This window comes from Microbacterium sp. AC145 (assembly GCF_979258505.1).
The window spans coordinates 3424510-3443805 of sequence record NZ_OZ409859.1 but is presented as its reverse complement, the minus strand read 5'-3'; the positions used below and the strand labels follow the sequence as shown (position 1 = coordinate 3443805).

The following is a 19296-nucleotide window of genomic DNA, read 5'->3' as shown; positions in this document are numbered from 1 at the left end:
GGATCAGACGAGCATCGAGTCGGCGGCCGCGAACTCGCTCAGATCGTCGGTCGACTCCCCGTCGAGGGCGAGCTCGGCGAGCACACGGCCGAGTGCCGGGGTGAACTTGAAGCCGTGGCCGGCGGCCAGGCCCACGATGATGTCGGGATGCTGCGGCAGCGCGCTGAGCACGAACCGGCGATCCTTGGTCAGCGCGTACTGACAGGTGACGGTCCGCAGCTCGGGGCCCGCCCCGGGGATGACGTCATGCATGAACCCGGTGAGCTGTTCGATCAGCTCCGGATCGGGCACGAACGACCGGGTCTCGGGCGTCATCCGGTTCTCCGACACGTCACGGGCCGCTTTGATCGTCGGCTCGCCGTAGGTGGGGAACCCGTAGTAGCACTCGTGGTCCTCCCAGATCCAGACGGGGAACACCGCGCGGTCGTAGTCGTCCGGCTCGGCAGGGCGGAAGTAGCTCACCTGCTCCTGCATGATGTCGAGGGGGATCGTCGCGCCCAGCGGGTCGAGCAGCGTGTTGGTCCAGGCATCCGTCGCGAGGATCACCTTTCCGGCGCGGATGTCACCGTTCGCGGTGTGCACGATCACGCCGTCGCCGTCCGGGGTGAGACGCTCGACCGGAGTGCGGTCGCGGATGTCGGCGCCGTGCACGCGGGCGCGCATCTGCAGCGTGGCGACGGTGCGCGAGGCATGGGCGATCCCGGTGTCGGCGGTGTAGACGGTCTCGACGTTCTCGGGCACGCGGAACTGCGGCCAGCGCGCGTGCACCTCGTCGGGCGAGAGCAGCTCGTGCTCGACCTCGCACTCCGTGAGCGCGGCGGTGAAGTCCGACGCCGAGTATGGGCCGTCGGTCGGCAGCAGGATCACACCGCCGGTGATGGTCAGCAGACGCTCTCCGGACTCCTGCTCGAGGTCGGCCCAGTCACGATAGGCGGACTGGGCGAGACGCACGTAGGCGCTCGAGCCGTAGGAGGTCCGCACGATGCGCGACGTGTCGTGCGAGGCGCCTCGAACGTGCCCGAGCTCGTACTGCTCGAGCGCGACCACCTTCGCTCCCCGACGGGCCAGGTGGTAGGTGGCTGCGCTGCCGAGCGCTCCCATCCCGACGACTGCGACCTCGAACGACTCCATGATGCTCCGTCTCTCACTCGGCCGGTGCAGCACATCGGCCTGTTGTCGTTCAGTGTGCGGCTCGCCGCATGACCGCGACTATGGGCCGATGTCCCATGTTGTGCGCGCAGGAATGTGCGTTCGATACGCACACGACGGCAATGTGTCACGAAGAAGTGGACGAGGTTTCACACACGTTTCCGACCGCACGACGAAGCCCCCGCACGCAGTCGCGTGCGGGGGCTTCACCGGTCCCGGGGAGAGCCGCTGGGGACTACTTCGAGACGAGCTCCGAGGGCAGATCCGCCGCCTTGTTGACCGCCCGATGCTGGCGCACGGTCATGGTGAGGATCGCGCCGACGATCATGATCGCGCCCGTGATGTAGAGCGCGATCGTCGCGACTCCGGTGGTGTCCTTCACGAAGCCGATCAGGTACGGCGCCGCGAAACCGGCGAGGTTTCCGGTCGAGTTGATGAGCGCGATTCCGCCGGCGAGCGCGGTTCCGGCGAGCATCGAGGTCTGGAAGCTCCAGAAGATCGCGGGGATCGACAGGGCTCCGGCGTTCGCGAGGCAGAGTCCGATGATGCCCCAGACCGGATCGGTGCCCGCGATGATGCAGATCGCGAAGCCGGTGGCGCTGAGCAGGAAGGCCGCGGCGATGAACTTCCGGCGCTCGCCCGCACGGTCCGACAGGAACCCGAACGTCACCATCGACACGATCGCGGCGAGGCTCGGCAGGGCGCTGAGGAAACCGACCTGCACGGTGTCGGTGATGCCGAGGTCGCCGATCAGGGTCGGCAGCCAGAAGCTGATGCCGTAGAGGGCGAAGTTGTACGAGAAGTAGACCGCGGTGAGCAGCCAGATCAGCTTGCTCGTGAAGACCTTGCGCAGCGGGGTCTCGGCCTCGTCGACGCGCTCCGCCGCGAGCAGGGCGCCGAGACGATCACGCTCGGGTTCGGTGAGCCAGGTGACGGTGCGGTAGTCCTCCTGCAGGCAGAACAGGATGACGATGCCGAGCAGCACGGTCGGGATCGCCTCGATGACGAACAGCCACTGCCATCCGGCGTGGCCCCAGACGCCGTCCATACCGCTGAGGATGAACCCGGAGACCGGTCCGCCGATCAGGCCGGACGATGCGAGGGCGATGTAGAAGATGCCCCAGGCGCGGCCGCGCCGGCTGGCCGGGAACCAGTGCGCCATGTAGAAGAGGATGCCGGGGATGAACCCGGCCTCGGCGACACCCAGCAGGAAGCGCAGCAGGTAGAACATCCACTCGCTGTCGACGATGAACATGAGGCCCGAGATGAGGCCCCAGGTGATCATGATGCGCGCGATCCAGCGGCGTGCGCCGACCTTGGCGAGGATCAGGTTCGAGGGGATCTCGAAGATGAAGTATCCGATGAAGAACAGCCCGGCGCCGAGGCCGTAGACGACGTTCGAGAAGCCGAGGTCGGCACTCATCGTCGCCTGCGCGTATCCGATGTTCACGCGGTCGAGGTACGAGAGGAAGAAGCCGAGCATCGCGAGCGGGAGCACGCGCAGCATCACCTTCCGGAAGAGCTTGTCGTCGTTGACGTTCATGGGGGTCCTTGGTCGTTCGTCAGGGAGCGGGTCGGTGTCAGGAGGTCTGGTCGGTGAGAGGTCTGGGGTCGTACACGCGCTGCGCCGTGTCGTGGAACACCGCACGCTGGGCGTCGGCGTCGAAGGCGGAGAGGATCTCGCGGTAGCCGTCGACCAGGCCGCGGAAGTCGATGAACATGCCGTCGACGGGGAAGTTGCTGCCGAACATGACGCGCTCGGCACCGAAGATCCGCACGAGATCCTCGATCGGACCGCGGTTGGCCTCGACGGTCCATGGCGTCCCGGCGACGCAGAGCCCCGACGCCTTGATCACGACGTTGGGTGCCTCGGCGACCCGCTCGAGGGCGGCGCGCCAGGCGGCGACCGTCTCGTCGTCGCGAGACGCGAGCACGCCCGCGTGATCGATCACGATCGTCGTCTCGGGGAAGTCGGCGGCGAGACGGTGCGCCTCGTCGAGGTTCCACCACGGCGTCTGCAGGTCGAAGTGCAGACCGTGCTCGGCGAGGAGCGCGTAGCCCGCACGCCAGGAGTCGTCACTCAGCAGCGAGCGCACGCCCGCCTCGACGTCAGCGCGCGACGTCGCCCCACCGGGCTTGTGCCGTACGCTCTTGACCGCGGGCACGGCGGCCAGCTCGGACAGGCGATCGGCGGCATCCGGAGCGTCGAGCCAGGCCTGCGCGACCATCGCCCCTGGCACGCCCGACTCCTCGCGATACCGCTCGACGGTGCGCACCTCAGCCATACCGTCGCCCGGCGTCCACTCGGCCTCCATGTACACCGAGGCGACGACGCCCGTTCCCGCGATGTCTCGCAGATAGTCGGCCGGCAGGTAGTCGCGCTTGATGGGCTCGTAGTCGCCGTAGCGGTGGGCGACGCTCGCACCCGCGGCCAGCCACGGGTGCCGGCCGAGGCCGAGATCCCACACGTGGTGATGCGAGTCGATGATCGGCCCGTCGTAGAGGTCAGGCATGCACGGCCGCCTTGCGCACCCCGCGCCCCTCGAAGTCGATCGAGAGCGAGCCGACGAGATAGATCGCGGCACAGACCGCGAGGTAGATGAGCACGGCGGTGTAGCCGCCGGTGAACTGCACCAGCAGGCCCGCGACGATCGGCACGACGATGCCCGCCGAGGTGCCGGCGAAGTTCATCACGCCGCCGACGACGCCCACACGCTCGGGCTTGGCCAGACGACCGGGGATCGTCCAGTACAGGCCGCCGAACAGGTTGAAGAACACTCCGATGCAGAGCAGGGTCACCGCTGTCGCGGCATCGCTCACGAACGGCAGCGCGGCGAGCGCGAGCAGGCTGAGGGCACCGGATCCGCCGAACAGCAGCTTGAAGGCGCGGTTCGGAGACATGCGCTTCTGCAGGGTGTCGGCGAGGATGCCGCTGAGGATCTCACCGCAGGCTCCGCACAGGAAGATGAGGAAGGTCGCGAATCCCATCGCCGCGAGGTCGAGGCCCCGAGCCTGCGAGAGGTACGTCGGGCCCCAGGTGACCAGACCCCAGAAGACCATGGCCCAGCCGATGCGGCCGACGACCATCCAGAAGACCGTCGCCCGGCTCATGCCCGGCGGCTCCTCGTCCACGCGCTCCTCGACGCCGCCCGAGCGGATCAGCTCCTCCTCGGCGCGGTTGACGAGCGGATGCTCCGAGGGGTGGTTACGGATGAAGAGGGCGACGCCGATGCCGATCACGACCGTGGCGAGACCGATGATGATGAACGACCAGCGCCACGATCCCGTCGCCGTGATCAGGCCCGTGACGACGAGCGCACCGAAGGCCGATCCGAGCGGCGCACCGGAGTCGATGAGGGTGACACCGGTGGCGCGGTGCTTCGCCGGCAGCCAGCGGGTGACGAGCTTGTTGGCCGACGGCATGTACGGTGCCTCGAAGGCGCCGAGGCCGAGACGGCTGAGCACGAGCATCACGGCGTTGACCGCGAGCCCGGCCAGCGCGGTGAAGGAGCCCCAGATGACGGCGGCGATGCCGATCACCCTGCGCGGTCCGAACCTGTCGGCGGCCGCGCCGCCGGGGATCTGGAAGAGGCAGTACGTCCAGAAGAACGCCGAGAGGATGAGGCCCTGCACGGCGGGTTCGAGCAGGAACTCGGCGCTGATGGTGGGCAGGGCGACCGAGAGCGAGGCCCGGTCGATGCAGTTGATCGTGTAGAAGACGAACAGCACGACGATGACCCACCAGCGGATCTTCGTGGGGCGTGCGGTGCGGGCGGCGGTGCCCTGGTCGACGGTGGTCATCAGTGGTCCTTGGAGAGCGAGTCGGAGGGAAGGGAAGAGAGATCGAGGCGGTAGACCCGCGCGGCGGTGCCGTGGAACAGCGCATCGAGGCCCGCAGAGTCGAGGCCTGCGGCACCGGCGAGGATCGTGTCCATGACTTCGTCGAAGTCGGGGGCGGTGAGCGTGGCGACCGGCAGATTCGAGGCGAACAGGGCGCGGTCGGCACCGAAGATCGAGAGGGTGTCTCTGACCACGACCTCGTTCGACGGGCGATCCCAGCGGTTGCGGTAGAGGCCCAGCTCAGACACCTTGACGACGGTGCCGGGCAGCGCGGCGAGGCGCTCCATGCCGTCGCGCCACAGACGCAGTCCCTCGGCGGAGCGATCGAGCGGCAGGCCGCAGTGGTTCACGACGACGGGGAGGTCGGGGAAGTCGGCCAGCACGTCGGCCGCCTCGGCCAGGTGGTGGTACGGGACGCGCAGATCCCACGAGAATCCGTGTGCCGCGAGAGCGGCGATCCCCTCGACCCACTTCGGATCATGGAGCGTGCCGGCGCCGGTCGCGCGCTCGTCGGCGCGAGCGGCGATCACCGGCTTCGAGCGGATGCCGCGCACGATCGAGCGCTGTGCGTGAGCGGTCAGCACCTCGTCGCGGTCGGCCTGCAGGAATCCGACGTGCGCGACGGCGGCGAGCGGGAATCGTCCGGCGGTCGCGTCGCTGAGCGTCTGCAGGAAGTCGTCCTCCTCCACCTGCTCGCTGCGGCCGCGCTCGGCCTCGCAATGCACGGTGCCGATGACATCCCAGCCCTCGGTCGCCGCCAGGTACTGACGCGGCAGGAAGGTGCGACGCATCGCGTTGTAGTCGCCGAGGAAGAAGTCCTCGTTGTACTCGTCCTGGATCCACGGCCAGTGGCCGTCGCCGTCGAGATCCCAGAAGTGGTGGTGCCCGTCGACGATCCGCAGCTCGTATCCCTCGGGGAGACGCGCCGCGCGGATGCGGCGAGCAGCCTCGACGGTCACAGCCGGACGCCCTCGACGAACGCGGCACGCACGTCGTCCGCGACTCCCTCGAGGTCGGAGATGCGGATGAGCTCGCCCTCCGCGACGTCGCGCACGAGTCGCGCACCGGAGAGCAGGTAGTAGGCGGCCGCGAGCGCATCGTCGGTGTCGCTGAGGGCATCGGCGCGGTCGATGATCACGGGGCGGACGCCGTCGATCTCGTGGTGGTGCCCACGCACCTCGAACGTCGTGCCGGCTGCGAGCGTCTCGGAGGCCCGAGCCGCGAGCACGGTGTGGTGGCGCGGTGCGGCGAACGGTGTCGCGCCGGTGGCGACGGCGTCGATCGTGAGCGGCGTCTCGACGCCCATGAAGTGGTACGGCCAATAGATGCAGGCGTACTCGCCCGAGCGCGAGACGATGTGCCCCTTGCCCGCGAGCAGGTTCCAGACCTCATCGTCTCCCGTCGTGACGATCGTGAAGACGCCGCCGGCGAAGCTCGTCTCACCGGGCAGGCGCAGGGCGGAGAACACGTCGACCGCGCGCTCGGTGTCGATCAGGCCGCCGTCGGAGCGGCGTGCGTAGATGTCGGCCAGCTCGCTGGGACGCGCGACCGGGTAGTGCATGCGCTCGGTGTCGGCAGTGGCGCCCGAGTAGAGCGAGACGACGGCCATCTCGCACGAGTCGGCGGCGGCAGCTCGCTTGAGCGGGGCCACGATCGCGGCGCGTGCAGCAAGGGTCTCGTGGATGTCGTCCGCGAGGAACAGGTGATCGCCGAGACCCGAGGCGTCGATCCGCTCGCCCTGCTGGTCGAGGATGCCGGTGGCGGGGTCGAAGACGAGGTCGTACTCGCCGGACTTTCCGAGGGCGACAACGTGCAGACCGACCTTCTCGACCCAGTCGAGCAGGCGCAGCAGGTTGGCCGGCTGGTCGCCGTCTCCGGGCAGGTAGCCGACACCGCGTTCTCGCGCGGCCTTCGCGAGCGAGACACCCGCCACGCTCTCGATCTCCTTGCTGACCATCACGACGTGGATGCCTCGGCTGATCGCCTCTGCGGCATACCGATAGCCCGCCTCGACGCGGCCGGAAGCCTCGACGAGCACGTCGATCTCGTCCCAGCGGACGTCGTCATGGCCGGGGATCGGTTCGGCGTCGGGAAGACCGTCGAGATCGGCGATGAGGGTGCGCACGCCGTCGACATCGGGGTCGATGAGCTGCGTCGCCGTCATCCGGTCGATCGACCGGAGCTGAGCGAGGAAGGTGCGGCCGAAGCCTCCGCGTGCGCCGGTGAGAGCGACGCGAACAGGAGTGCGGGTCATCGGTGGTCCCCTCTGCACGGGACGTTCCGTGCGGTCGTGCGATGCCCGGGGAGCGGGTTCTCCCGTGGGCGTCGATCACTTTTCCACAGTCATACAGAATTATCAAATTTGTTCACATGGATTCACACGTGGTCAAATGGTGTCACCTACCCGAGGAGGACGCGTGATCGAAATCGGCGCAGTCGCAGACGACTTCACCGGCGCGACGGATCTCGCCATCGCCCTGCGCGAGCGAGGCTTCCGCGCCGTGGTGTCGATCGAGGATGCCCCTCTCGACCCTCAGACCCTCGGCGATGCGGATGCCGTCGTCGTCGCACTCAAGACGCGCACCGCCCCGGTCGCCACCGCCGTCGCGCAGAGCGTGCGGGCCGTGGCATCCCTCGAGGCGCTCGATGCGCGTCGGTTCTACGTCAAGTACTGCTCGACCTTCGACTCCACGCCCGGGGGCAACATCGGTCCGATCCTCGACGCCGTGATGGACGAGCTCGGCGAGCAGCGCACCGTGGTCGTGCCGTCCTTCCCCGACAACGGTCGCACCGTCTACCGCGGTCACCTCTTCGTGGGCGACGAGCTGCTCGAGCACTCCCCCATGCGGCATCACCCGCTCACGCCGATGACGCAGTCACGACTGCGCGACATCCTGGCCCCGCAGACCACCCGCGAGATCCACGAGGTGGCCGCACCGACCGTCTGGGCCGGGCCGGCCGCGCTGCGCAGTGCACTGGCCTCGACGACTGCGGGATACTCCGTCGTCGACGCGATCACCGATGCCGACCTCGAGACCATCGCCACCGCCGTCTCCGACTGGCGCGTGGTGAGCGGCGGAGCGGGCCTCGCTCTCGGGATGACCGGCCCACGACCCGGCGCGCTCTCGCAGATCGAGCCGGTGTCAGGACGACGCCTGATCGTGTGCGGCAGCGCCTCGGCGAAGACCCGCGCGCAGATCGCCCACGCCTCCGAGACCCTGCCGACCCGCAAGCTCGACATCGAAGCCGTCGCGACAGACCCCGAGGGCGTCATCGCCGAGACGGTGTCGTGGTTGCAGGGCCTGGCCGCCGACGAGATCCCCGTCGTCTACTCGGTCGGCTCTCTCGACGACATCCGCCGCGGGTCCTCGGGCAACACCGTCGCGGGCCACATCGAGGAAGTGCTCTCGGAGATCGTCTCCCGCGCCGTCGAGAGCCTCGGCGTCACCCAGGTGATCGTCGCGGGCGGCGAGACCTCGGGAGCCGTGGTCCAGCACCTCGGCATCCAGCGTCTGCACATCGGTCCGCGCATCGCGCCCGGCGTCTGCTGGAGCGCCGCCGATTCGGCGCACGGCCCGCTCACCATCGCACTCAAGTCCGGGAACTTCGGCTCCGAAGACATGTTCACCACCGCCTGGAGGGCGCTCGATGACCTCACCGATTGACGATCTGATCGCCGCGGGCGCCCGCGTCGCGGCAGCGGGGATCAGCCCCGGCAGCAGCGGCAACGTCAGCATCCTCGCCGACGACCTGGTCTACATGACGGGCACGGGCACCGACCTCGGCCGCCTGTCGGAAGAGGACATCGCGGTCGTCACGCGCGACGGTGACTTCGTGCGCGGCGCGAAGCCCTCGAAAGAGCTCGCCCTGCACCTGGCCTTCTACGAGAAGAACGCCTCCCACTCGGCGGTCGTGCACCTGCACTCCCCGTTCGCCGTCGCGGCGAGCTGCCTCGACCCCTGGTCTGACACGAGTGCGATCCCGCCCCTCACGCCCTACTTCGTCATGCGCGTCGGGCAGAGCCCCCTCGTCCCGTTCCGCGTGCCGGGCGACCCCGACCTCGCCGCACAGCTGCTCGCACTGCCGCATCCGTTCCACGGCGCACTGCTCGCCAACCACGGCCAGATCGTCTCGGCGCCGGGCCTGGATGCCGCGATCGAGGCGGCGATCGAGCTCGAAGAGGCGTGCCGCATCACCCTGCTCACCGACGGCAAGCCCCGGCGCCTGCTGCCCGCTGAAGACGTCGCCGCACTGGCCGCGCGGTGGGGCACTCCCTGGACCGAGAGCGCCGCCCTCGTTCGCTAGGCTGACCACGATATGACGAAGCCCGCCTCTGCCGCATCGACGCCGCTCATTCCCGAGCAGCGCCGCGAGCTGATCGTCAAGCACCTCCGCCGTGAAGGGGTGCTGAGCTATCGCCAGCTCACAGACCTCGTCGGCGTCAGCCACATGACGATCCGTCGCGACATCTCGGTGCTCGAAGAGGCCGGACGAGTGCTGGCCACGCCAGGGGGCGCCAAGATCGCCTCACGCCTGGTCGCCGAGCCCTCGCGCTTCGAGAAGGCCCGCCAAGACGTCGCCGAGAAAGATGCCATGGCCCGCCACGCGGCATCCCTCGTCACCGAGTCGATGACCATCTACCTCGACGCGGGCACGACCATCCAGGCGATGCGCCCGCACCTCGAGAGCATCCAGGATCTCACCGTCGTGACGAACGACCTGGCGATCATCGCCGCGTTCCTCGATCACCCCACGGCCGACATCATCGCGATCGGCGGGCGGGTCGAGAAGGCCAACCAGTCGACCACCGGACGCCTCGCCGCCCTCACCCTGCACGAGCTGTCGATCGACATCGCCTTCCTCTCGTCGTCGTCGTGGGATCTGCGCCGCGGCGTCACCACCCCGACCGAATCGAAGATCGCCCCCAAGACCGCGGCGCTCGAGAGCGCGAGCGAGACGGTGCTCGTCGCCGGCAGCTCGAAGTACGGCACGTTCGGCCGGTACCGCGTGCTCGACCTCACCGATCTCGACCTGATCGTGACGGATGCCGGGCTCAGCGACGCCACGGCCTCGGGCATCGAAGAACTGGGCGTCTCGGTCGTTCGCACCTAGTCAGAGCTTCTGCCGACGAACGCCGCCGCCACCGGCATCCGACCGAGCGTCCGAAGTCGGTCAGTGGGACACGACGATCTCGCCGTGCGCGTTGAGGTGCTCCATCATCTTCGTGACGCGTTCCGCGTCGATGGGAGCGTGCTTCGCGTCGTCGAACGCGATCAGGAGAGGGATGCTCGGGTGGATCCATGCACTCAGACGGGCCGGGCCCTTCCCCCCGGTCGTCCACGTCATCATGAAGCTCTCCTGCCGGCGGAGCTTCGTGCCGATGACGATCTTGAGATGTGCGAGAGTCACATCGTCGATGTCGATGGCCGGATGCGAGCTGTTGTACTCAAGGGTTCCCATCCCGCGAGGCTAGTCGCGGATTTCCCCCGGGGGAACGGGGTTGCCATCCGCTCCGTGATGAGTATGCACCGCAGGTGTCAGTCGGAACCTTCGTCGAGGAAGACCCCGACCCGGTCGTCGTCGAGCACGAACTGCAACGCCTCGGCAGCGGGGTACCGCTCGAGCACCTCGTCGGGAGCGCCCCCTCGGATCGGCACCTCGACCGTCGCGGGGAAGACGCCGATGCCGCACGCCGAGTAGAAGTCGCCGCCATAGGTCCAGTCGTACTGGTCGAAGTCGTCGACGGGCGGGATCTGAGCGGTCTTCACGACCGCGATGCAGTTCGGCCCCTCGGAACCGGAGTCGTCTTCGACAGACCAGCCGGGGATGGTGAAGACGGTGAACCCGAGGAAGTCGGCCCCGATCGTGTCGTCCTGCACGCCGAACCACTCCGCCGGGATGCGGTCCGACGCCGCTTCGAGCCGGAGCGTCTCGATCTGCGGCGCTCCCGACGATGCGGACACGGGCACGGTGGATGAGAGCGTGAAGGTCACGACTGCGGCCACGGCGGCGGATGCGACGACGGATGCCGCCCACCAGGTCGCGCGCCGGCGGATGCGCCGCCCATCGCGGCGGGCGGACTCGGTCTCGGCATCCGGCGATGCCGCATCGTCGTTCGCAGACCTCTCGATCGCGATCAGTCCGTCGGCGTCGTCCGGCGCGTGCTCCGCCTGCGCCACCGCTGGTGCCGGCGCTGGTGCGTGCGAAGCCACCGGGGCCACCGGGGCGATCAGCTCGGACTCGAGCTCCTGCAGCCGCCGAGCAGCCGCGGCATCCATCGCGATATCGGCATCGCGGCCGTAGGCGCGAGCCCGAAGCTCGCGAAGCTCTCTCTCGGCAGCGGCATCCATCTGAGGCATCGTCTCACGTCATCCTCGGCGCACGAAAACGGGCGGATGGAGGTGTGAATCGCCCTCCACCCGCCCGCGCAGGGGGGCTTACTTCTTGAACGCGTCCTTGACGTTCTCGCCGGCCTTCTTCGCGTCGGCCTTGACCTGGTCGGCCTTGCCTTCGGCGGCGAGCTTGTCGTTGTCGGTCGCGTTGCCGATCGCTTCCTTCGCCTTGCCGGCGATGTCCTGAGCGGCGTTCTTGATCTTGTCATCGAGTCCCATGAGGAGCTCCTTTCGTGGGGGTGATCGTTGACTGCGGGAGGACTCCCGCAGTCTTATCGCCGTTGCTCTTCGCGACCGACGATAAGTGTGTGGACAGGTGTCAGCGGCGCACCCTGTCGAGTGCCTTCTCGGCCGCCTTGGCAGCCTTCTCGGCCTTCTTCTTCCGTTCCTTCTTCGCCTTCGGGTCGTTCCACATGCGCACCAGCTGGTGTCGCACCGACTCGCCCTTGTTCACCTGCACGGTCGCCGACCGGCTGCCCAGGATGTAGGCGACGAAGGCCACGGCGCCGATGAGGAGGATCTTGTTTCGCATGGTGTTCTCCTGTCTTCCGGTCACGACAGACGTCGCTGGTCTTGGGCGAGGCGCGCCCGGAGGCCGGTGTGGATCGACACGTAGGTCGCGGTCTCGCGCCCGGTCAGGGTGGCGAGGTTGGTGAGCAGTCGGTCGACGAGATCGACGAGCTCACGCGGGTCGGTGTTCTGTCGCGGCGTGACCGCCACGTGCAGCACGGGCTGGCGCCGGATGTCGTTGGCGGTGACCTGAGCCGAGAGGATCTCGTCACGCGTGGCGAGCGAGTTCTTCACGGCATCCGACACGAACGACTCGGTGACGGTGACGCGTCCGAGCGGGTTCTGCTCACCGGTCGAACGGAACGCGGTGCGGGAGCGGCGGCCGGCGATGCTGACGAGGGCGACGACCAGCAGCACGATGACGACGACGATGGCCGCCACGGAGCCGATGCCGATCCACGAGAGAGCGCCTCCCGCGATCGCGGTGGCCGCCATCGCCTGGTCGAGCCAGGAGAGAGCGCCGTCGCCCGCCGAGGTCCAGACGTCGGCCGCCGTCGGCCAGCTCATGATCGCGATGCCGAGTGCTCCGAGCGCGAGGAACAGCAGCCCGATGATGAGCAGCAGCGTGCGGTTCAGTGCACGATTGGTGTTGTTCACAGCTCGTCCTCCGTCTCGGTGGGGCGCTCGATGCGCACGCGGGTGCGCACGGCCGTGCCCAAGCGATAGTTCTGCAGCTGCGCCTCGGCGGCCGACTGCACGGCGCTCGCCTCCAGCGGGATGCCGGCGCCGGGGCGCACGGTGATGTCGACGCTGCGGTGGCCGACACCGACGGTCACGTTCTCGCGGGCGAGACCCGTCTCCTCCGACACATGCTGAGCGAGCGCGCTGGCGATCACGCCGTTGTCGACGACGACCGCTCGATCACCCGCCTCGAGCGTGTGCTTCGAGAGCCGACCGGGCGTGACGGCCAGGACGATGAAGACCAGGCCGATCAGGGCGAGCACGACACTGCCTGCGATCACGAGGCCTGCGGGCTGCGCGGTGGGAAGCCCCACCAGCCATCCGCCCGCCGCCGCAGGGCCCAAAAGCAGCGCGGGCTGTGCGGCGAGACTCAGCACGATCTCCAGCCCGATGTACGCGAGGGCGAGGATCAGGAGCACGACGGCGACGAACATCGCGACGGTGCGCGGTGAGTGCGTCTCGCGCCGTACGACACGGCGCAGAACCGGGGTGGTCATCGCACTCGTCTCCTTTCGGGAATGGTGGCACCGGTGATGGTGAGGGTGATCCGGGTGACATCGCGTCCGAGGACCCCCGAGAGATCCCGCTGCAGCTGCTCCTGCAGCTGACGGGCCCGCTCGAGAACCGGGACGCTCTGGGAGATCGCGACGGTGTCGTCGAGATCGGGAACAGGCAACGGGGTCGCGATGCGCACGCTGAGCCCGCGGTGATGCTCGACGACATCGACCTTCACGTCACCGCGCGGCACACCGATCAGGGTTGCGGACGCCTTCTCGGTGACCGTGCGGTACACGCGCTCCTTCACGTCGACGCGCCCCGGGACGGTGGCCTCTCCGGTGGCGACCCCCGCGGGGCCGCCACCGGTGGCGATGTGCTGGTCGACGCGCATCAGGAGGTGCGCCGCCCTGTGAAGGCGTCCGCGATGCCGCGGACGTCGATCTTGCCGGACATGATCCTGCCGATGATCGCGCCGACGCCGGCGAACAGAGCCATGAGGAGGAATCCCCAGAACCCGAACATCAGCGCAGCCAGAGCCAGGAGCGCGCCGATCAGCGCGCCGGTGGTGGTCGGTGTCATGAGACTCGCGACTCCTCGTTCTCGGTGGTGTCGTCACCCGGCACGTGCACGTCGTTGACCTCGACGTTGACCTCGACGACCTCGAGTCCGACCAGGCGGGTGATGGCTCCGGCGACGGCGGCACGCACGTTGCCCGCGACCTCCTGGATCGGCGCCGGGTACTCGACGACGATCGTGATGTCGGCTGCGGCCTGGGTCTCGCCGACCTCGACCTTGACGCCCTGCGACAGGTCGGTGGCGTTCATCACGTCGCGGATCGCGCCGAAGGCGCGTGCTCCACCGCCGCCGAGCGCGAAGACTCCGGCGACCTCACGGGCGGCGATGCCGGCGACCTTGGCGACCACGCCGTCGGCGATGACCGTCTTGCCCGCAGCATCCGTGTCGGCGGGGATCCGCGACGACGAGAACGACGACGAGCGGTCCACACGCGAGGTGGAGCCCGGCGCCTTCGGCGCGGCGGTGGTCTGAGCCAGCTCCTTCTCGGCGGGAGCGGCAGCGGTGTTCTGATCCTGAGTTGCCATGACAAGTCCTTCGTCTCACGTTGTTCCGGCTGCGAGACCTGGTGGCCTCACCGGGAGCGTTTCGGTCGCTCACAGATAGGACGCACGGGGATGGGAATTCGTCACACATTCGTCGGAAGAATCTTTGGGGGTCGATTCCGGATGGCGGAGAACGTGCGCATGATGACCGAGCGCGCCCTGTCGCTCGCCCCCGTTCGGCACGAGGATGAACGGATGAACACTGCTTCCTCCACCGCCCTGCTGGTCATCGACGCGCAGGAATCGTTCCGTCAGCGGCCCGACGAGTGGGCGTCCACCGCCAACCCGGATGCCGTCGACAACATCGCACGTCTGGTCGAGCACGCACGTCGGGTCGGCGACCCGGTGGCGTGGGTCACCCATTCCGAGCCCGGCACCGGTGGGGTGTTCGATCCCGAGCTCGGCTTCGTGCGGGTGTTCGCCGAGCTCGATCCGCATGACGACGAGATCGCCGTGACCAAGACCACGGTGAACGCCTTCACCTCGACCGATCTGGAGCGGCAGCTGCGCGACCTCGACGTCGCGACGGTGGTCGTGTGCGGCATCCGCACCGAGCAGTGCTGCGAGACGACCGCCCGTATGGCGAGCGATCTGGGCTTCGCGGTCGAGTTCGTGACCGATGCGACGACGACTTCTCCGATCGAGGCGAGCGGCGCCCTGTCGGCGGTCTCGGGCGACGACATCCTGCGCCGCACCGAGAGCATCCTCGCCGCTCGAGGGTTCGCGACCGTGATCCGCACGGCCGACCGCGTGGGCGTCACCGTCTGAGGCCCAGCGCCTAGGTTGGAGGACATGCTCTCCTCCCCGACCGCACTCCCCCGCCTCGACGGTCGCACGATACTCGTGACCGGCGCGAACGCGGGCATCGGATACTGGTGCGCCGAGATCCTCGCCGCACGCGGCGCCCGCGTGCTGCTCGGATGCCGGTCGACCGAGCGCGCCGAGGTCGCGGTCTCTGCGATCCGCTCCCACGTGCCTGGCGCCGATCTCGGCATCCTGCAGGTCGATCTCGGGTCGCTCGCGAGCATCGCCGCTGCGGCCTCGTCGCTGCACGAACGCCTTGACGCCGTCATCTGCAACGCCGGCGTCAAGGCGGCCGACCGTGCTGCGCGCACCGCCGACGGTCTCGACCTGATGGTGGGCACCAACGCGCTCGGTCATTTCGCGCTGCTCGCCCAGCTCGGAGGCGTGCTCGGAGGCGGCGCCAGGGTCGTCGCGGTCGGCTCGCTGGCGCACCGCTTCGCGGAGATCGATCCGCCGACGCTGGCGCAGCCCTGGGCCGGGGCATCGCTGCGCCAGTACGGCCGGTCGAAGGCCGCGCTCATGTCTCTCACTTTCGAGCTCGACCGTCGGTGGCGTGGCACCGCGCGGTCTGCGCTGTGCGCGCATCCGGGTTACGCGGTCGATCCGCTCACCCCGCACCGCGACGGGCTCGCCCATGTCTCATCGGTGACGCGCGCACTCGCCTCGCTCAGCCGCCCGCTCGTGCAGGGCAAGGATGCCGGAGCCGCGCCCGTGGTGCATGCGGCCGTCGCAGCCGACGCCACCGGCGGCGACTACTGGGGGCCGGGCGGGCTGCTCGAGTTCCGGGGCGCCCCGACGCGGGTGCGCGCCAGCGATCAGGTGCGGTCGCGCGACGTCGGCGCAGAGCTGTGGACGGTGGCCGAGGAGCTCACCGGAGTGCGCTTCGCGGTCTGAGCACTCAGGCGTCTTCGATCACATACGCGCCGGACGCGTCGGTGAACCGTCCGGTCTGGCCCGTCTTCGCCTCGCGCACGAATCCCTCGACCCACGGGAATCGGGCGACGAACGAATCGACGGACCACACCTCATGATTCGCGGAGTCGTTCATGTAGGCCTCCGACTCGAGCCCGGTGACCGACTGCAGGTCGCGCCCGGTGAAGGTGATCCAGCGCGGCGGATGCTCCGCGTGCAGCTTCGAGAGGAACACCGGCGCGTTTCCCGCCAGCCCCGGTGAGGAGACGGCATCGTCGCGGGTCACGTCGAGCAGGGCATCCACAGACCCGGCGGCGGCGACCAGCGCCTCCCACCCCTGCGCCGACACGACACCGGCTTCGGCATCCGTGAGCAGACGCAGCGTGCGCACGTGGCCGATCACCGCGCCGTCGTCGGAGCGCACCTCGTCGAACGAGCTCCCCCAGCGAGACGGCGTGACCATGATCGCCGAGATGCGCGTGCCGGTGAGGAACGGCTCGGTGTTGCGCCACGGTGCGCCGACCGGCGGCACCCGCCGGTTCGTGTGCATGTCGTCGCACACGATGCCGAGCGCGATCCGTGCTGCACCCTGCTGACCGTCGAGCACCTCGACCGCCAGCTCGACGCGCTCGCCCGAGTCCGTGGGCATCAGCGACGCCCCCGAGGTCATCACCGTGATGGGTCCGCCCTCCGGGCGCTTCTCGACCACGCGGATCGCGCCGCCGATGCGGTCCTCCCAGGCGATGGGATCCGCACCGAGCGAATCGAAGACATGGCGAGGGAACTCGAGACCGTCCGTCATCGCCCCAGTCTCACAGGGATCCGCCGGGCATCGCAACGATCCTCATCCGACGCTTCGCCCTGCGACGCGGTCACAGCGCCGCGGTCCACCGCGACGACACGACATGGTCGACGCGGATGACGGATCCGAGGCGTCCCGCCTCGTCGACGCGTGCGCGCACGGACTCGTCGAGGTCGATCACGCTGTGCGCGGCGATCGGCGCGACGTGCAGGGTGAGGTCGACCGTGGAGGCGAGCTCGGTGATGTCGAGGCGCCAGATCGAACCATCCCAGAAACGGTCGTGGACGACCACGCCATCGGCACGCAGCTGAGCCACGTCACCTTCCCACTCGATCACGAGCTCGACGAGGTCGCCGTCCGCACCATTTCGCGGTGCCGGCAGCAGGACCCGCCAGACACCGGCGACCTCGTCGAACTGCGCGGCATCCGGCGCGGCCGAACGACCCATCGACTCGCCGTACCGGGCCGGAGGGTCACCGGCGGGCCGCACCTCGTCGAGCACCAGCCGGGTCGTTCCGGGGTGCGCATCGGTGCGCAGCTCGAGCGGCACGAAGCGCCCGTCTCGCCACACCAAGCTCATGGGTTCATACTCCGCGCGCACCACGAGGCCACCCGGCTCCCGCCACACGGCCTCCGTCGAATCGATCAGCTCGGCACCGAGGTACCAGAGCCGCTCCGCCTGACTCTCCCCGACGACCAGGATGCGCAGCGCATCGTCGACCAGGAGGACATCGCCCGCCTCCAGGTCGAGCGGCGCTGCGGCATCCACCGCGACGCCTCGGAGCAGAGCGTGCACGCCCGCATCGAGCTGCACGCGCGCGGCGACGCCGTCATGTGCGCGCAGCACCAGAGTCGGCGATTCCCCACCCGCGCCCGCCACGAGACCCGATACGGATGCCGTCGCCCATTCGAGCCGCACCCCGGCGACGTCGAGCCGCAGCGGCCACCGCGCGATCACTCCGCTCGGGATGTCGATGGGGCGGTCGGGGACGACCAGATCGCCGCCGGAGAGCGGAATCCGGAACTGCACCGCGGGCGAGCCGGAGAGCGGGTCGTGGGGCTGATGCGTGTTCACAAAGAGGAAGCCGCTCGCTCCATCGCCGCGCACCGCCCACCGGAGCGAGTCGAGGTCGTGCACCTCGACCGGCGCGTCATCGGGAAGTGCGCTGAACGTGTCGGCGAGGAAGGGCCCGAACGCGGCGAGGAACGCGTTGTGATCGCGCAGCACACCGAGGCTCGGCCCCGGCCGCCCGGTCGCGCCGAACGCGGCCTGGAAGTCGTAGTCGAAGCGCGGCAGGTCATTCGGATACCCCGTGGCCAGGCTCTCCTGCAGCCCATCCTCCGGATTCACCCCTCCCGCGTACATGTAGAACCCCTGCCAGGCCGAGCCGTTGCCGATCTTCACGTTGGCGAGGGCCGCGATGTCCCGACCGCGTGCGATCGGACGCCGGTGATAGGCGGTCGCCATGCCGCCACCCAGCTCGCAGGTCGACGGTGGGAATTCCGGGTCGACCGGCCGGACCACGATCTCGGCATCCGCGTCGCGGAAGTCACCGCCCACCCCCGGGTCGTCCCACACGTGCGTGAAGCGGAAGTGGTCGCGGAAGCTGTCGTCCCACGTGGATCCCTGACCTGCCCAGAAGCCGTCGGCGTATCCGCTGTACAGGGGGAAGACGTCGTGCGGGGGCAGCATCGCACCGCCCCAGCCGGTCGCGGTCCACAGCGGAGCGGTGAGTCCGGCGTCGCGGGCGATGGCCTTGAGCGTCGCGATGTGGTCGGGCTGATCGTGCAGCTCGTTCTCGAGCTGGATGCCGACGATCGGGCGGTCGGGTCCGCAGAAGGCGCGCGCCTGATCGGCGATGCTGCCGAACCAGTCACGGACCAGCTCGAGGTACTCCGCATCGTTCGTGCGCGCACGGTCACCGAGAGCGGCGACCACCCAATCGGGATGCCCTCCGCCGCGCACCTCGCCGTGGCACCAGGGCCCGATGCGGAGGATCACGTCGATGCCCACGCGTTCGGCCGTCTCGAGGAACGCCGCGAGGTCGAGATCGCCGTCGAACCGCACCTGTCCGCGCTGTCGCTCGTGATGGATCCAGAAGACGTACGTCGACACCGAGGTGAGACCGGATGCCACGAGCAGCCGCAGCTCCTCCTCCCACCGCCTGCGCGGGATGCGGCTGAAGTGCATCTCGCCGGTGACGGGCACCGTGGGCGTGCCGTCGATCTCGATCCACCGGCTCGTGAGACGCAGCCGCTCATGCGGGTCCTCGGTATTGCTCATGGTCGGCTCGATGAGGGGCGGCCGATCGTCGCGCAGGGTGAGAGTCCGCAGTGTCGACGTCGCGGGCATGATTCTCCTTCGAAGTCCGTGGCGTGCTCTCCCGAGCCTACGGATCTCCGACGGCGATCGATGACGGAGCAGCGGTCACGGTGAATATCGGTGGCCCTGCGGCCGGATGCTTGCAGGGCGCACGCCGCCGTGCATCGATTCGACCGCATGCCGCATCCGAGACGGCGTGCTCCACTC

The 19296-nt window shown here is 69.0% G+C and carries 22 protein-coding genes; 5 read left to right on the top strand and 17 right to left on the bottom strand.

What is annotated here, in order from left to right; translation table 11 throughout:
* Positions 1-3 precede the first annotated feature (3 nt).
* The 6 genes from solA to ACZZZN_RS16595 form a co-directional block, all read right to left on the bottom strand.
* On the bottom strand, positions 4-1131 hold the full coding sequence (gene solA / locus ACZZZN_RS16620) for an N-methyl-L-tryptophan oxidase (RefSeq protein ID WP_463506229.1): 1128 nt from the start codon (positions 1129-1131) through the stop codon (positions 4-6).
* Positions 1132-1384: 253 nt separating this feature from the next.
* Entirely contained in the window at positions 1385-2692 is a 1308-nt protein-coding gene (locus ACZZZN_RS16615; RefSeq protein WP_463506228.1) for an MFS transporter, read from the bottom strand.
* Positions 2693-2729: 37 nt separating this feature from the next.
* Positions 2730-3662, bottom strand: a complete 933-nt coding sequence (locus ACZZZN_RS16610) for an amidohydrolase family protein (RefSeq protein ID WP_463506227.1) — start codon at positions 3660-3662, stop codon at positions 2730-2732.
* Positions 3655-4950 (bottom strand): MFS transporter, encoded by a 1296-nt coding sequence (locus ACZZZN_RS16605; RefSeq protein ID WP_463506226.1) that lies wholly within the window; start codon positions 4948-4950, stop codon positions 3655-3657. The genes ACZZZN_RS16610 and ACZZZN_RS16605 overlap by 8 nt, the downstream gene beginning before the upstream one ends.
* Positions 4950-5948: an amidohydrolase family protein gene (locus ACZZZN_RS16600; protein ID WP_463506225.1), complete on the bottom strand. Its 999-nt coding sequence runs from the start codon at positions 5946-5948 to the stop codon at positions 4950-4952. The genes ACZZZN_RS16605 and ACZZZN_RS16600 overlap by 1 nt, the downstream gene beginning before the upstream one ends.
* Positions 5945-7243 (bottom strand): homoserine dehydrogenase, encoded by a 1299-nt coding sequence (locus ACZZZN_RS16595; protein ID WP_463506224.1) that lies wholly within the window; start codon positions 7241-7243, stop codon positions 5945-5947. The genes ACZZZN_RS16600 and ACZZZN_RS16595 overlap by 4 nt, the downstream gene beginning before the upstream one ends.
* A gap of 163 nt (positions 7244-7406) precedes the next feature.
* Between ACZZZN_RS16595 and otnK the strand changes: the two genes are divergently transcribed.
* The 3 genes from otnK to ACZZZN_RS16580 are packed head-to-tail and all read left to right on the top strand — an operon-like array spanning position 7407 to position 10101.
* Positions 7407-8654: a 3-oxo-tetronate kinase gene (gene otnK, locus ACZZZN_RS16590; protein ID WP_463506223.1), complete on the top strand. Its 1248-nt coding sequence runs from the start codon at positions 7407-7409 to the stop codon at positions 8652-8654.
* Positions 8638-9294 carry a class II aldolase/adducin family protein gene (locus ACZZZN_RS16585; RefSeq protein ID WP_463506222.1) on the top strand — a complete coding sequence of 219 codons (657 nt, stop codon included), beginning with the start codon at positions 8638-8640 and terminating at the stop codon, positions 9292-9294. The genes otnK and ACZZZN_RS16585 overlap by 17 nt, the downstream gene beginning before the upstream one ends.
* Positions 9295-9306: 12 nt before the next feature.
* Entirely contained in the window at positions 9307-10101 is a 795-nt protein-coding gene (locus ACZZZN_RS16580) for a DeoR/GlpR family DNA-binding transcription regulator (RefSeq protein ID WP_463506221.1), read from the top strand.
* A gap of 60 nt (positions 10102-10161) precedes the next feature.
* Here the strand turns inward: ACZZZN_RS16580 and ACZZZN_RS16575 are convergent, their stop codons facing one another.
* The 9 genes from ACZZZN_RS16575 to ACZZZN_RS16535 form a co-directional block, all read right to left on the bottom strand.
* Complete coding sequence (locus ACZZZN_RS16575; protein ID WP_463506220.1) at positions 10162-10449, bottom strand: DUF7882 family protein; 288 nt, start codon at positions 10447-10449, stop codon at positions 10162-10164.
* A 77-nt stretch (positions 10450-10526) separates the two neighbouring features.
* Positions 10527-11348, bottom strand: coding sequence for a hypothetical protein (locus ACZZZN_RS16570; RefSeq protein ID WP_463506219.1), 822 nt, complete (start codon positions 11346-11348; stop codon positions 10527-10529).
* Positions 11349-11426: 78 nt separating this feature from the next.
* Positions 11427-11600, bottom strand: coding sequence for a CsbD family protein (locus tag ACZZZN_RS16565; RefSeq protein WP_053098095.1), 174 nt, complete (start codon positions 11598-11600; stop codon positions 11427-11429).
* Positions 11601-11700: 100 nt separating this feature from the next.
* Complete coding sequence (locus tag ACZZZN_RS16560; protein WP_463506218.1) at positions 11701-11913, bottom strand: hypothetical protein; 213 nt, start codon at positions 11911-11913, stop codon at positions 11701-11703.
* A gap of 20 nt (positions 11914-11933) precedes the next feature.
* Positions 11934-12548: a hypothetical protein gene (locus ACZZZN_RS16555; RefSeq protein WP_463506217.1), complete on the bottom strand. Its 615-nt coding sequence runs from the start codon at positions 12546-12548 to the stop codon at positions 11934-11936.
* A complete protein-coding gene (locus tag ACZZZN_RS16550; RefSeq protein WP_463506216.1) occupies positions 12545-13129 on the bottom strand; it encodes a DUF6286 domain-containing protein in 585 nt (194 codons plus the stop codon). Before ACZZZN_RS16550 ends, ACZZZN_RS16555 begins: the two co-directional genes overlap by 4 nt.
* Positions 13126-13521, bottom strand: a complete 396-nt coding sequence (locus ACZZZN_RS16545; protein ID WP_463506215.1) for a hypothetical protein — start codon at positions 13519-13521, stop codon at positions 13126-13128. Before ACZZZN_RS16545 ends, ACZZZN_RS16550 begins: the two co-directional genes overlap by 4 nt.
* The gene (locus ACZZZN_RS16540) at positions 13521-13709 is read right to left on the bottom strand and encodes a DUF2273 domain-containing protein (RefSeq protein WP_201470711.1); all 189 of its coding nucleotides are present in this window, start codon (positions 13707-13709) and stop codon (positions 13521-13523) included. The genes ACZZZN_RS16545 and ACZZZN_RS16540 overlap by 1 nt, the downstream gene beginning before the upstream one ends.
* Positions 13706-14230: an Asp23/Gls24 family envelope stress response protein gene (locus tag ACZZZN_RS16535; RefSeq protein ID WP_463506214.1), complete on the bottom strand. Its 525-nt coding sequence runs from the start codon at positions 14228-14230 to the stop codon at positions 13706-13708. The genes ACZZZN_RS16540 and ACZZZN_RS16535 overlap by 4 nt, the downstream gene beginning before the upstream one ends.
* Positions 14231-14443: 213 nt before the next feature.
* On the opposite strand from ACZZZN_RS16535, the gene ACZZZN_RS16530 reads away from it, so the two are divergent.
* Entirely contained in the window at positions 14444-15016 is a 573-nt protein-coding gene (locus ACZZZN_RS16530) for an isochorismatase family protein (RefSeq protein ID WP_463506213.1), read from the top strand.
* 24 nt (positions 15017-15040) lie between these two features.
* Positions 15041-15946 carry an SDR family NAD(P)-dependent oxidoreductase gene (locus tag ACZZZN_RS16525; RefSeq protein WP_463506212.1) on the top strand — a complete coding sequence of 302 codons (906 nt, stop codon included), beginning with the start codon at positions 15041-15043 and terminating at the stop codon, positions 15944-15946.
* A gap of 4 nt (positions 15947-15950) precedes the next feature.
* Here ACZZZN_RS16525 and ACZZZN_RS16520 read toward each other — a convergent pair whose 3' ends face one another.
* Positions 15951-16766 (bottom strand): suppressor of fused domain protein, encoded by an 816-nt coding sequence (locus ACZZZN_RS16520; protein WP_463506211.1) that lies wholly within the window; start codon positions 16764-16766, stop codon positions 15951-15953.
* Positions 16767-16836: 70 nt separating this feature from the next.
* The gene (locus ACZZZN_RS16515) at positions 16837-19119 is read right to left on the bottom strand and encodes a beta-galactosidase (protein ID WP_463506210.1); all 2283 of its coding nucleotides are present in this window, start codon (positions 19117-19119) and stop codon (positions 16837-16839) included.
* Positions 19120-19296: the final 177 nt, after the last annotated feature.